This is a genomic window from Psychrobacter sp. AT9, assembly GCF_047272965.1.
GTDB lineage: Bacteria > Pseudomonadota > Gammaproteobacteria > Pseudomonadales > Moraxellaceae > Psychrobacter > Psychrobacter glaciei.
In genome coordinates this window covers 3,078,805-3,091,883 of sequence record NZ_JBKOTW010000001.1, presented here as the reverse complement: position 1 = coordinate 3,091,883, position 13,079 = coordinate 3,078,805, and the positions used below count along the sequence as shown (strand labels likewise).

11 protein-coding genes are annotated in these 13,079 nt (G+C 44.0%); 5 read left to right on the top strand and 6 right to left on the bottom strand.

Going from position 1 to position 13,079, the window contains the following annotated elements; genetic code table 11:
• Positions 1-6: 6 nt before the first annotated feature.
• Positions 7-528, bottom strand: a complete 522-nt coding sequence (gene msrA, locus ACMFL8_RS12920) for a peptide-methionine (S)-S-oxide reductase MsrA (RefSeq protein WP_189586668.1) — start codon at positions 526-528, stop codon at positions 7-9.
• 275 nt (positions 529-803) lie between these two features.
• Between msrA and cmoA the strand changes: the two genes are divergently transcribed.
• On the top strand, positions 804-1,589 hold the full coding sequence (gene cmoA / locus ACMFL8_RS12915; RefSeq protein ID WP_413191210.1) for a carboxy-S-adenosyl-L-methionine synthase CmoA: 786 nt from the start codon (positions 804-806) through the stop codon (positions 1,587-1,589).
• Positions 1,590-1,639: 50 nt separating this feature from the next.
• Positions 1,640-2,683 carry a tRNA 5-methoxyuridine(34)/uridine 5-oxyacetic acid(34) synthase CmoB gene (cmoB, locus tag ACMFL8_RS12910; protein ID WP_413191209.1) on the top strand — a complete coding sequence of 348 codons (1,044 nt, stop codon included), beginning with the start codon at positions 1,640-1,642 and terminating at the stop codon, positions 2,681-2,683.
• 113 nt (positions 2,684-2,796) lie between these two features.
• Here the strand turns inward: cmoB and ACMFL8_RS12905 are convergent, their stop codons facing one another.
• Entirely contained in the window at positions 2,797-3,015 is a 219-nt protein-coding gene (locus tag ACMFL8_RS12905; RefSeq protein WP_010200696.1) for a DUF2788 domain-containing protein, read from the bottom strand.
• A 557-nt stretch (positions 3,016-3,572) separates the two neighbouring features.
• On the opposite strand from ACMFL8_RS12905, the gene argS reads away from it, so the two are divergent.
• From argS to ACMFL8_RS12890, 3 genes are all read left to right on the top strand, one after another.
• Positions 3,573-5,402: an arginine--tRNA ligase gene (gene argS, locus ACMFL8_RS12900; RefSeq protein ID WP_413191208.1), complete on the top strand. Its 1,830-nt coding sequence runs from the start codon at positions 3,573-3,575 to the stop codon at positions 5,400-5,402.
• Between the two features lie 119 nt (positions 5,403-5,521).
• Positions 5,522-6,337: an SPOR domain-containing protein gene (locus tag ACMFL8_RS12895; protein WP_413191207.1), complete on the top strand. Its 816-nt coding sequence runs from the start codon at positions 5,522-5,524 to the stop codon at positions 6,335-6,337.
• Between the two features lie 143 nt (positions 6,338-6,480).
• Positions 6,481-7,575 (top strand): PTS transporter subunit IIC, encoded by a 1,095-nt coding sequence (locus tag ACMFL8_RS12890; RefSeq protein WP_413191206.1) that lies wholly within the window; start codon positions 6,481-6,483, stop codon positions 7,573-7,575.
• A gap of 116 nt (positions 7,576-7,691) precedes the next feature.
• Here the strand turns inward: ACMFL8_RS12890 and ACMFL8_RS12885 are convergent, their stop codons facing one another.
• The 4 genes from ACMFL8_RS12885 to tig form a co-directional block, all read right to left on the bottom strand.
• The gene (locus ACMFL8_RS12885) at positions 7,692-8,708 is read right to left on the bottom strand and encodes an SDR family NAD(P)-dependent oxidoreductase (RefSeq protein WP_413191205.1); all 1,017 of its coding nucleotides are present in this window, start codon (positions 8,706-8,708) and stop codon (positions 7,692-7,694) included.
• A gap of 356 nt (positions 8,709-9,064) precedes the next feature.
• On the bottom strand, positions 9,065-10,336 hold the full coding sequence (gene clpX / locus ACMFL8_RS12880; RefSeq protein ID WP_413191204.1) for an ATP-dependent protease ATP-binding subunit ClpX: 1,272 nt from the start codon (positions 10,334-10,336) through the stop codon (positions 9,065-9,067).
• A gap of 116 nt (positions 10,337-10,452) precedes the next feature.
• Positions 10,453-11,148: an ATP-dependent Clp endopeptidase proteolytic subunit ClpP gene (gene clpP / locus ACMFL8_RS12875; RefSeq protein ID WP_413191203.1), complete on the bottom strand. Its 696-nt coding sequence runs from the start codon at positions 11,146-11,148 to the stop codon at positions 10,453-10,455.
• Between the two features lie 401 nt (positions 11,149-11,549).
• On the bottom strand, positions 11,550-12,893 hold the full coding sequence (gene tig, locus ACMFL8_RS12870) for a trigger factor (protein ID WP_194621088.1): 1,344 nt from the start codon (positions 12,891-12,893) through the stop codon (positions 11,550-11,552).
• Positions 12,894-13,079 lie beyond the last annotated feature (186 nt).

Genomic DNA, 13,079 nt, shown 5'->3' with positions numbered 1-13,079 from the left:
TTTTGCTTAGCTCACCATGTATTTACTGAACTCTTTACGCAATTTGGCAAGCTTTGGCGGTATGGCGAAGTTGCAATAAGCCTGTCCCGGATTTCTATTAAAGAAGTCTTGATGGGTTTCTTCTGCTTGATAAAACTCAACAGCAGGATGTATTTCTGTGACCACATTGACACCCATATCACGCAATTTATTGATTGTGCGGTCGACGGTTGGTTTTTGATCTTCTTCGGTGTAAAACACGACGCTGCGATATTGGCTACCGACATCATTACCTTGACGATCCATGGTGGTGGGATCATGAGTGGCAAAGAAAACATCTAGGATGACCTCTAGTGGGACGATAGAGTCATCAAACTCAACCTTGATGACTTCAACGTGTCCTGTCGTACCACTACAGACTGCCTCATAGTTGGCAGATACCGCGTCACCGCCCATGTAGCCTGACACGACAGATTGCACGCCTTTTACAGATAAAAATACTGATTCGGTGCACCAAAAACAGCCACCGCCTAATATAATGGTTTGCATAATTTTTCCTATTATTATAGATGTTGTTATAGAGATGGGCTAGGGTCTTTATTTGGATGCAATATTGTCATTTTTCAATGACCTATTACTTTGAAGAATTTATTACCCTTAGCGCTACCTAATCAGCTTAGCAGGGCATCTGACCGCGATAAGTAACAAACAGTAATGTTATAATGGGCTTTTGCTACGTTGAGCAGCTTTCAACTAAATAATGACAAGCAAGACTATCAATTATTTTCTATTTTAAGTTCTATTATCCAAAAACGAGTCGCACCATGAGCCAATCCAAGTCTGCTATCAAACATGACACCCTATTTGACAAACCGTTCACCACGCCACTCGATAAAGCAGCGCGCTTTTCTTTCGATGAGCAAGTGGTGGCTTGTTTCCCAGATATGATACGTCGAAGTGTGCCCGGTTATGGTCAAGTGCTCGCGATGCTTCCTATCTTTGCCCGTCGTCATTGTAAATATCGCCAGCAGGATGATAATGGTCAACGTGTCAGTCGCATCTATGATTTGGGTTGCTCCCTTGGCGCGGCGAGCATGACCTTGGCAGGCGAGTTTGAGCCGCAAGACTTGCAGATTAAGGCGATTGATATCTCACCGGCGATGACGACGGAAGCAAGCACTCTACTGAGCGAAAATTATCCTGAGCATGACATTGAAGTCATCACTGCTGACATTCGCGACGTCAAGCTTGAGCCATGCGATATGGTGATTTTGAACCTAACGCTACAGTTTTTACCAGCAGCAGATAGAGTTGCGGTATTAGAAAAGATTTATGCGGCATTAAGTGAAGGCGGCATATTGGTGCTAACTGAAAAAACTCACGCGTTTGATGAGCAATATGATGCGTGGTTGGTTGAGCGTTATTATGATTTTAAACGTGCCAATGGCTACACCGAAATGGAAATCAGCGGCAAGCGTAATGCGTTAGAAAATGTCCTTATTACTGATACTTTGGATGAGCATCATGCACGTTTGGCGCAAGTTGGTTTCAAACGTCATTTGACATGGTTTCAGTTTTTGAACTTTGTGTCTATTGTGGCGTTTAAATAATCCTTATCTTTAATACAGTTATTTTTCAATTAACACGGTAACCTGCTTTTATGCTCAACGACACTATCATCAACGCCGAACGTGAATTATATCTAACCCTACTAGAGCTGGCGCAACAGCAGCCGATCGCTTATGAGTGGCTCAAGCAATTACCAACTTGGCTAAATGCTATCAAAGACAAAGCTAACTATGCGCATGCGCCTGCCTACCAAGCATCAGTCGCTCGTTTGCCAAACTTGACCGTCAATAATGTCGATCTAAACAGTGATACATTGACGATTGACGCTAGTCTCAATGAGTCTGAGCGTAAACAAGCAATGGCACTACTAAAGCAATTGATGCCGTGGCGTAAAGGGCCTTTTCAGATTGGCAGTCAAATTGGCAGTCAGATCGGTAATGATGAATCAGCTATAAAAATTGATACCGAATGGCATAGTGACTGGAAGTGGCAACGAGTGGCGCCGCATTTGGGTAGGTTAGAAGGTCGTCGTGTATTAGATGTAGGTGGCGGTTCTGGTTATCATGGTTGGCGTATGGCAGGGGCTGGCGCTGAAACAGTGATTATCGTTGATCCGTCATGCTTGTTTTATCATCAGTTTATGGCGATTCGGCACTTTGTGGGTAATGCCGATAATTATAGGACGCACTATATTCCCGTACCGCTAGAAGCGTTGCCTGCGCACAGCCAATTGTTTGATACCGTATTTAGCATGGGCGTGCTTTATCATCGTCAGTCACCTTTTGAGCATTTGCAGCAGCTACGTGGTCAGCTCGTCAAAGGCGGTGAGTTAGTGCTTGAGACGTTGGTCATCGAAGGCGATGCCAATACCGTACTCGTACCGCACGATAGGTATGCGCAAATGAATAATGTGTATTTCTTACCATCAGTTGCAGCATTGATTGGTTGGCTAGAAAAAGCAGGATTCTCAGACGTGCGCTGCGTGGATGTGGCAGTGACTTCGACGGAAGAGCAGCGTAAAACGGAGTGGATGACCTATCACTCGCTAGCAGACTTCTTAGATCCCAATGATTCGACTAAGACCATGGAAGGGTATCCAGCACCAATGCGCGCGACCTTGATTGCCAAGAGGTAGAGCGCTATTAGTATCTGCCATGAATAAATAGACCTCTTGCACAAGTCATTGCTAACCCTAGTAACAAGCTAGGTGTTTATGACCCATCATTAGAAGGTGAAGATATGCCCGAATTAAATGAGCCACTTCTTAAAAGCGACTTCTAATAATATCTTGAGTAAAAATCCTACAAAGCCCGCACCCAGCGCCAAGAAAATCCAAAAAGTACCTGCTCGCCCAGCTTCAGATTTTTTAGAGATATCCCAAACAATAAAGAATAAAAACGCAATGAATATAGGTAATAATACGTATAGTCCCCAACTGGTGACGGTACTGGCGGCAATGGCAAACATGGCATAATCCTATAAAGTGGCAACATACCGTCTATTTAACGCTATCATTCTATGGTTTCTTTGATAGAAATCGCCCTAAGAAAAGCGTATCACCCTCAAATAATGAGCAGTAATAAATAAAACAATAAATGAAAATTAAATAGAAGGGAAAAATACAAAGCATCATTATAACGCGGAAGCAAGTGGGTATAAACTGATGCTAATGAGTCGACAACAGTAACGCTACAATTAGCAGGGCTAACTGTTCATGGCCCATCTTAAATTTCAGCCTATTTATACCGTCTCTTTGGGATTTATAATGAACGATAGCATAGGTAGGCCTTTTAACTGCATAAATTACTCGCGTTAACTATTATAACCGTAAGATTTTAGTGCTAATTTTGGTGCAAATGGTGCAATAAAGCGCAAAGATTGTTATATTTACAGGTTACTTATCCTTTTGTACTATTTTATCCCTTGCAATGTCGGTCGCTATTATAATGGGCAGTTATCGACTGCTCGCATTCGCCACATTTTTACACCGTTTTTGTTGTTTATTTAACTGAGTTCAAATCCTTATGTCACAAGCCCAAATTGATACACTTGCATCACTATTCAACGATGCTATTCATACCTTACAAGCCGATGGCACACTACCTGCTGACTGGCAAAACAACAGCCAAATCACCCGTACGAAAGACTTAAGCCATGGTGATTTTGCCAGTAATATCGCGCTTACTGCTGCCAAAGCTGCCAAGGCCAATCCACGCCAGCTTGCCGAAAAAATCGTCAATGCCTTGCCTGAAAATCAAGACATTCGCCAAATAGAAATCGCAGGGCCAGGGTTTATCAATGTCTTTTTAAACGCTGAAGCCAAATTTGCAGTGTTAGACGATATCTTTAACTTGCAAGATCGTTTTGGCTTAAGTGATCAGTTTGAAGGGCAAAAAATTCAAGTTGAGTTTGTCTCTGCCAATCCAACGTCTAGTTTGCATGTCGGTCACGGGCGTGGTGCTGCATTTGGCATGAGCGTGTCAAACCTGCTAGAAGCGATTGGCTATGACGTCACCCGCGAATATTATGTCAATGACGCTGGCCGTCAAATGGACATCTTGGCGACCAGTACGTATCTACGTTATCTAGAAGCCAACGGCGAGGAAATACTGTTTCCCGTTAATGGTTATCAAGGCGACTATGTCAGTGATATCGCAGAAACGCTAAAAGCACAACATGGCACGAGCTACGTGCATAGTTTTGCAGACGTTGCCAAAGATGTCGCAGAGGATGCTCAGTTTGAGATCAATGCCGATGGCGAAAAAGTTCTGTTATCAGGTGATAAAGAAGCCCATATCGATGGTTTGATTGCCAATAGTAAAGCATTGCTTGGCGATGGCTATGAGCTGTTTTTAAATGCCGCATTAAGCAGTATTTTGGCTGATATTAAAGCCGACTTAAATGACTTTGGTGTGCGTTACGAGTGTTGGTTTAGCGAAAGATCGATCGATAGCGAGATTGAGCCAGTACTGCAAGTTTTAGATGACAAAGGTTATCTGTACGAAAAAGACGGCAATATTTGGTTCAAATCGACCGACTTTGGCGATGAAAAAGACCGTGTGGTACGCCGTGCTAATGGTCAATCTACCTATTTTGCTTCTGACATTGCTTATCATAAAAATAAGTTTGATCGTGGTTTTGATAAAGTCGTCAACGTTTGGGGCGCGGATCACCATGGTTATGTGCCACGAGTAAAAGCGGCTTTATTGGCTTTGGGGATTGATGCGGAACGTCTTGATGTGGTACTGGTACAGTTCGTGGCGCTATGGCGCGGTAGTGAAAAAGTACAAATGTCATCGCGTTCTGGTCAGTTTGTGACTCTGCGTGAGCTGCGTGCAGAAGTCGGTAATGACGCTGCGAGATTCTATTATGTGGCACGTAAGCCTGAAGTGCATATTGACTTTGATTTAGAGCTTGCCAAATCACAAAGCAAAGACAACTTGGTTTACTACATTCAATATGCACATGCACGGGTTTGCCGCGTATTAGAAAAACTGGCAACCTATGATTTGACAGTAGATGATGCCGTTGGTTTGGCGCATCAAAATCTGCTTAGTGCACCCAATGAAGATGAGCTGATTAAACTGCTAGCAGGATACCCAGCGACACTGTTACGTGCAGCGACAGGCTATGAGCCGCATGTACTGACCAACTATCTAAAAGAGTTGGCAGCGCTATTCCATGGCTGGTACGATACCAATCGTATTTTACCAGTGAGCTTAACTTCAGGCGAAACAACAAGTCAGGAAGAGATTGAATTGATGCAAGCACGTCTGCGTTTGTCTAAAGCAGTACGCCAAGTATTGGCCAATGGGCTTAGTTTATTAGGGCTATCCGCACCGTCTAGCATGTAATAACTTTCTAACATGTAGTGTCTTTCTAACATGTAGTAATTTTCTAACATGTAGAATGAGTATAGGCGACCGATAGCAATAATTCGATAATGATAGATTCAGTAGGGAGAAAGAGATCCATGCTAGCCAAAAAACCTAAAGGTGCGACTGAAAAGCGCAAATCAAGTAGCGTATCAGGTTTATTATGGATGTTTGTCGGGGCAGTATTGACCTTAATGATTGGGGTATTTTTGTACCTTTCGCCATTATTCGATTTCAGCCCCGCTGATAGCACTGCCGGCAATGATCCTGATCGTCAGGTAGAGCCTCGCATCGATACTGACACTGATAATAGCGATTACGAGTTCTACGATATCTTGCCCAATCAAGAGATGGCCACTATTCCTGATGAAAATATCAGTGAGACAGGTAATGATGGCTTGGGTAGTATCGGTGCTTTTGAACCGGATGTCGTCGTCACTCAACCAGAGAGCAACTCAGCCAGTCGCAACGATGATACGGGTAACTTCGGTATTTCTGAAAGCACCTCTATCGAGCCGAGCCGTGGCAGCAATGCTGGCACGAGCAATAATAGCGATGATATTGTTATCGTTGAAGAAGACGCTACCTATGACAGTGCGCCGGCTAACGGCAATACAGCAAACCGTACCAATAACACAGGGGCGAGTACGGCTAGTATTCAACCTGCGAAACCTGCAGCGACTTATATCTTGCAGATTAATAGCTTCGGTGATGCTGATGAAGCCGATCGTCGCCGTGCCCAAGTGCTGATGGCAGGTGTAGATGCGAGAGTGGTCAAAAACACCACGGGCAATGGCTTGCCTATCTATCAGGTTATTTCGCGCCCAATGAATAACCGTCAAGCGGTCACTACCGCTCAGCAGCGCTTACAAAATAATGGCATTGATTCTATTATTGTTGAGCAGCGCCGCTAAGTTGCGCCTAATAGCTGCCATACTCATTTATTACTAATAAAAAAAGCGTCTCAATGGCGTTTTTTTTATCTCTGTTTTTTAGCAAAGTTATTTTTTCTGTTGGTTTATCATCTCTCATCAAAAATTTCATAAAGAGCGTGGCTATGACTGTCTCTGATTCAGCAACACCGCCTAACGGCTTGATAAAAGCATTTTTCCAAAAGTATTTCATCGATGCATTTACTGGTATGGCTTTAGGGCTATTTGTCACATTGATTGCTGGTTTGATTATTTCACAAATCGGTGGTTGGTTAGACATGCCAGCACTCATCGCGGTCGGGAAATTGGCCTCTATATTAATGGGGGCTGGTATCGGTGTGGGCATTGCGTATTATCTCAAAGCACCGACTTTGGTTATGCTCAGCTGCTTGGTCGCAGGGATGCTTGGTGCGCACTCTGAAGCGCTGATGGCGGGCACGCTTTTTACCCCGCAAGTGGGTGGACCAGCGACATTCGTGGCTTTACCCGGTAATCCTATTGGCGCATATTTGACCTCAGTATTTGCCTATCGCGCTGGCACTTGGGTCGCTGGCAAGACCAAACTTGATATTTTGTTAATTCCTTTATTGGTCTGTGCCGTTGCATTGGCAGTTTGCGCCCTGCTTAATCCGCCTATCGTTGCGGCTGTCGCTGCTATTGGTCAAGGTATTCAAGCAGCCACTGAGTTACAGCCACTACTAATGGGCATTGTTATCGCAGTCGTGGTCGGTATTTTGCTGACAATGCCCACTTCAAGCGCTGCCATTTGTATCGCGATTGGACTTGGTGGTGTAGCAGGTGGCGCTGCTGTGGTTGGCTGTGCGGCCCATATGATTGGCTTTGCCGTTGCCAGTTTTAAAGATAATGGGGTTAGCGGTGTGATATCTCAGGGTCTAGGCACGAGTATGCTACAGATTCCCAATGTGTTAAAAAAACCTGTGGTCTTATTGCCTGCTGTTGTCGCTAGTGCCATCGTCGGTCCTATCGCCACGGTAGGCTTTGGCTTGGCGTGTACGGCGACAGGCGCGGGTATGGGCACTGCTGGACTGGTCGGGGTGTTTGGGGTCATTGAAGCGTCACAAGAGATTATGAGTAGCGCTCAACTGTGGACAGCGATTATTTTATTGATGTTCGTATTGCCTGCAGTCATTTCTGGGGTCGTCGCTTATATGATGCGTCGTCTGGGCTGGTTAGTCGATGGTGATATGAAACTGCCTTAATCCTCAAGGACTATTTGACCTTTTTGATATTTCGATAAGGCTAAAAATCAAAAAAGCCCTGCTAGTGTAGCGGGGCTTTTTTGACCGTCTTTATCTTTATCTGAATCTTATAGCGACTAGGCCGATTTACGAGCACCAGTTCTGGCAGGTTTCTTGCCTTTAAATTTGCGTGACAGCTTATGGACGTCATTCAGTATCTTACTATAGCTTGATGGAAACACGCGCTGTACGGCGTCGATTATTTTGGCATCGTTACCGATCAAGCAGCGTGGTTGATTGGTCGCGGCGGCTTGCAGAATAATCCAAGCCGCTTCACTGGCATCAAACTTTAAAAATTTATTAAAACTACTGATCGCTTTGCTGCCACCCCGCATGCCGAGGTCACTGATGCTGTCATTACCACGCGCACTATTGGCGATATTGGTTTTGATGCCACCTGGATGGATGCAAGTGGCTGAGACGCCGCAGCGCTGAATATTCAGCTCTTGACGCAGGCTTTCGGTAAAGCCACGTACCGCAAATTTGCTAGAGTTATAGGCAGATTGCGAAGGCTGAGCGGTCAAACCAAAGAGACTTGAGATATTAATAATGTGACCGTGCTCAGTAAATTGGCGTGCTTTGCTGTCTTTATCATTTTTAGTCGATTCGCTTTCTTTGACGCTATTTTTGATTAAGGGTAAAAAGGCTTTGGTGCCATAGACCACGCCCCAAAAATTGATATCCATGACCCATTCCAGCTCATCGATACTGCTGCCTTCTACGGTTGAATAAAGCGCTACGCCTGCATTGTTAAAGATAAAGTTTACTTTGCCGCGATCGCTCATGACGTTGTCTGCCCATGCTTGCACCGCTTTATTGTCTGAGACATCGAGTACGGTCATGGTGACTTTGACATCATAACCGACGAGCAGTTCTTTGGTTTGGGCTAACTGCTCGGGATTGATATCGGATAGCGCGACATGACAGCCCATTTGTGCTAAATGCACGGCAAGCTCACGACCCATACCAGATCCTGCACCGGTAATGGCGGCAACATGATTGCGATAATAAGGGGCAATATCATGGTTTTTATTGGCAGAAAAAGGTAGGTGCTGACGCAGGGAGGTTGCTATAGAAGTAACGTTGTTAAGCATGATAAACAGTCCTTTGTATCATCTGTGATGGAGTCTGGATAGTGCATTTGGCCTTAGCTCTACTGGGCATAAACTCTGAGAGTAAAGCATAAATAGAACATCTACCTTAGCATGGTTTATAAGGTTAGCTGCCTGCGATTGATAAACGCAGCTGTCATTTTTTGAGCCACTTATAGTCAGTGAAAAGTAAAATTGATATCAGCAATACCGTCACGTTTCTAAGATATTTTGACTCTATCATTAAAAATGACCAGACATAAAAAAAGCGTCTTAGCAGGATGCCAGACGCTTTTTTTGATGACAGCCAATTAAGTAATTAGCTGTCATCATTGAACTATAAATTAAGCCATTTCAAATTAAGCAATTTCAGGGGTTTTGCCGTCATTAATCACTTCCTCATCGACGAGCACGGTCTTCGCATCTTTCATAGACGGCAGCTCATACATAGTATCAAGCAAAGCATTTTCTACGATAGAGCGTAAACCGCGAGCACCCGTTTTGCGCGCCATTGCTTTTTTGGCAATCGCATCAAGCGCTTCTTTGGTAAAGCTAATATCAGCGCCTTCCATATCGAACAAGTACTTATATTGCTTAACCAAGGCGTTCTTTGGCTCCGTCAATATCTGCACCAACGCTTCTTCATCAAGCTCTTTTAGGGCAGCGAGCACTGGCAAACGACCAATCAGCTCAGGAATCAAACCGAACTTGATTAAATCTTCTGGCTCGACTTGCTGTAGCAAATCTGAGCTACGTTTACTATTGTCTTTTGAGCTGACATCAGCATTGAAGCCAATACCGGTTTTTTCTGTACGCTGCTGAATCACCGCATCAAGACCGGCAAAAGCACCACCAACGATGATAAGGATGTTACTGGTATCGACTTGAATCAGCTCTTGCTGTGGATGCTTACGACCACCGTGCGGCGGGATAGCAGCAACTGTACCTTCGATAAGCTTTAGCAAGGCTTGCTGTACGCCTTCACCTGATACATCACGCGTGATAGAAGGGTTGTCGCCTTTCTTACTGATTTTATCAATCTCATCAATATAGATGATGCCTTGCTCAGCTTTAGCTACATCATAATCTGACGCTTGTAGCAGCTTTTGTACGATGTTTTCAACGTCTTCACCCACATAACCTGCTTCAGTCAAGGTAGTCGCATCCGCCATCGCAAAAGGTACATCGAGTAGACGAGCCAAGGTTTGTGCCAGTAGTGTTTTACCAGAACCTGTCGGGCCAATTAGCAAGATGTTACTCTTAGCCAATTCAACCATAGCATCATCAGCGCCAATCTTAGATTTTTTGCTGTCATTGGCTAAAGTCTGGCTGACTTTTAGACGCTTATAATGGTTATAAACAGCGACCGCCAGTGCTTTCTTAGCAGCGTCTTGTCCGATGACATATTCATCGAGCTTGGCACGCAATTCTTTTGGCGTTGGTAGCTTTTTATTGACCCAAGAGGTATCAATCTCGCTATCAGCATCGTCATTGTCGGTATCTGCAATGAGGTCGGTACACAATTCGATGCATTCGTTACAGATATTGGCATCGTCAGCGGCGATTAGCTGTTTTACTTCGCTTTTTTCTTTGCCACAAAAAGAGCAATGCGGTGTTTTATCTTTTGCCATATAAAGGCGCTCCTAAAATTTAAAACTTACAAATATTTTGATTTTTGACATCAAAGCCAAAACGCATAACGTTCAGGCTTTTGATGCTCATCAAAGCTTGTGCTCTTATGCAGTAATTATAAAGAAGCAGGGCGACGCTCTAATACTGCATCGACCAAACCGTATTCTTTGGCTTCTTCGGCATCCAACCAATAATCACGCTCGACGTCTTTTTCAATTTTTTCTACTGTCTGACCCGTACGCTCAGCTAATATCTTATTCAAACGTGCACGAGTTTTTAGAATTTCGCGCGCATTAATTTCGATATCAGTTGCTTGACCTTGTGCGCCACCTGATGGCTGGTGAATCATCACTCGAGCATTGGCTAGGGCATAACGCTTGCCTTTCTCTCCAGCTGCCAATAGGAATGAACCCATGCTATACGCGCCGCCCATGCAAATGGTCGATACTTCAGGCTTGATAAAGTTCATGGTATCAAAAATAGCCAAACCAGCACTTACTGAGCCGCCTGGTGAGTTGATATACAAGTGAATATCTTTATCAGGATTTTCAGCTTCTAAAAACAATAGCTGTGCGACGATCAAGTTGGCCATATGGTCTTCGACTTGACCGGTCAAAAAGATAACGCGCTCACGTAATAGGCGTGAGAAAATATCGAACGAGCGTTCACCGCGCGCTGATTGTTCTACAACCATAGGCACTAATGCAGCCTGAGGGGCGCTTTGAGTGTGTTGCGCGCTTTGGGCAGTATTGTGCGCACTCATCAGCATATCAAAATGCGGGTTAGCAGTAATACGATCATAATCTGTCATAGAGATGTCCTGTTTATAAGTACATAAAATAAAGAGAATAAAGAAATATGGATTAGCGAACAGCCAAGCTTTTATTAATGCTTATCATTGTAAATGTTGCCATCTTTTAATAATACTAACTGGCTAAAATAATAAGCGCCAGATGTCGCTAAAAATAATTGAGCCAATGGTAACTTTTTTATGGGGGCAATAGTAACGTTTTAATGTGACAAACGATAAATGACTCCCTATTAATAAGGCGTCTATATGGATTTATCAAGGGGAGCTGCTATAAAGTATGGATAAAGATAGCATATAAGCCACCAATAAAAATGCCCCAACAAAGTGTTAGGGCATCGCTCAAGCATGGTTATCGATTAGCGCTGATAGTGACGACACTGATGAATAATCAGAGCGCCATCTTACATCGCTTGCTGCTGTTGTTGCTGAGCAGCTAGCAAGTCTTGGTAGCTCACTTCTTTGTCAGTTACTTTACCTTGCTCGATTAGATAATCAACCACTTGGTCTTCTAGTACCACAGACTCAATGTTAGCGCGCTGTTGCTTATCAGTGGTGTAGTACTCGATTACCTCGCTTGGATCTTCGTAGTTTTCTGCCGCTTCTTTGATGAACGTCTCAACGCGTGCTTGATCTACTTCTAAGCCTTTGGTATCGATAACACGAGCAACGATGATGCCAAGACGGGCAGCACGTAGCGCTTGCTCTTCAAATAGCTCATTTGGTAGCATGTCTTTATCGAAGCTTTCAGCGTTAGAGCCGAACTGCTGAGAAAAACGTTGCATCATCATGTTGCGTTGACGCTCGATTTCTTGCTCTAGCATCGCGTTTGGTACGTCAAACTCGTTCTTTTCTAGCAATGCATCAAAAGTCGCTTGCTTAACTTGGCTACGCGCAGCGTTTTTGATTTCGCGTTCCATGTTTTTGCGTACGTCGTCTTTTAGTTTTTCAACGCCGCCTTCTTTTACGCCGAATAGCTCAAGGAACGCATCGTCGATTTCAGGTAACTTAGATTTTTCAACCAGTTTTACGTTGATTTTGAACTGAGCTTCTTTACCCGCTAAGTTTTCAGCTTGGTAATCTTCTGGGAAAGTCACTTCGATGATTTTTTCTTCGCCAGCTTTCATGCCTTTGATACCCGCTTCAAAGCCAGGAATCATTTGGTTGCTACCGATAACCAATTTGAAGTCTTCAGCAGAGCCGCCTTCGAATTTTTCGCCGTCGATAGAACCTTCAAAGTCAAAAGTCACTTGGTTGTCTTTCGCAGCCATGCCTTTTTTCTCAACGAATTCTTCACGTTGCTTTTGTAGGTTTTCGATCATGGTGTCAACGTCAGCTTCATCAACCTTGGCAGTATGACGCTCAACTTCGATTTCATCGATACCTTGTACGTCTACTTCTGGGAAGATTTCAACAGTCGCTTGATAAACCAAGAAATCGTCTTCAAGTTTTACGTCGTCGATGTTAGGCATGCCAACAGCGCGGATGTCTTCAGATTTGATCGCTTCAAACACAGTATCACGGATCACATCGTTGATAACTTCTTGTTGAATGCCAGCACCGTACTGAGAGCGGATGTGTGACATAGGGACGTTACCTTTACGGAAACCGTCAATCTTGGCAGTTTTCGCAACTTGGCGAATACGGCCTTCGACTTTGTTTTGAATTTTTTCGACAGGTACTTTAACTGTCAATTGGGTTTCTTTGTTAGATAGCTTGTTGGTTGTGACTTGTAAATCTGTAGCCATGTTAATTACACCTTTAGGATTAGATAGTACTTAAAATTAAGCAGTACTTAGGATTAAATGGTAATAGACAAACCGAGCCTCAAAATACGGGCGTGTACAACGGATTGCCGTTGGAATAAATAGGGGATAATGATAGCCCGCAACGTCCATATCAGTATCAGTAGCAATCGCTGCCAGCACAAAATA

Excerpts from the sequence above, each read along its gene's own strand:
- clpX (WP_413191204.1), bottom strand. The coding sequence starts at position 10,336 with ATGGCAAAAGATAAAACACCGCATTGCTCTTTTTGTGGCAAAGAAAAA.
- argS (WP_413191208.1), top strand. The coding sequence starts at position 3,573 with ATGTCACAAGCCCAAATTGATACACTTGCATCACTATTCAACGATGCT.
- ACMFL8_RS12885 (WP_413191205.1), bottom strand. The coding sequence starts at position 8,708 with ATGCTTAACAACGTTACTTCTATAGCAACCTCCCTGCGTCAGCACCTA.
- cmoB (WP_413191209.1), top strand. The coding sequence starts at position 1,640 with ATGCTCAACGACACTATCATCAACGCCGAACGTGAATTATATCTAACC.
- cmoA (WP_413191210.1), top strand. The coding sequence starts at position 804 with ATGAGCCAATCCAAGTCTGCTATCAAACATGACACCCTATTTGACAAA.
- ACMFL8_RS12895 (WP_413191207.1), top strand. The coding sequence starts at position 5,522 with ATGCTAGCCAAAAAACCTAAAGGTGCGACTGAAAAGCGCAAATCAAGT.
- msrA (WP_189586668.1), bottom strand. The coding sequence starts at position 528 with ATGCAAACCATTATATTAGGCGGTGGCTGTTTTTGGTGCACCGAATCA.
- tig (WP_194621088.1), bottom strand. The coding sequence starts at position 12,893 with ATGGCTACAGATTTACAAGTCACAACCAACAAGCTATCTAACAAAGAA.
- clpP (WP_413191203.1), bottom strand. The coding sequence starts at position 11,148 with ATGACAGATTATGATCGTATTACTGCTAACCCGCATTTTGATATGCTG.
- ACMFL8_RS12905 (WP_010200696.1), bottom strand. The coding sequence starts at position 3,015 with ATGTTTGCCATTGCCGCCAGTACCGTCACCAGTTGGGGACTATACGTA.
- ACMFL8_RS12890 (WP_413191206.1), top strand. The coding sequence starts at position 6,481 with ATGACTGTCTCTGATTCAGCAACACCGCCTAACGGCTTGATAAAAGCA.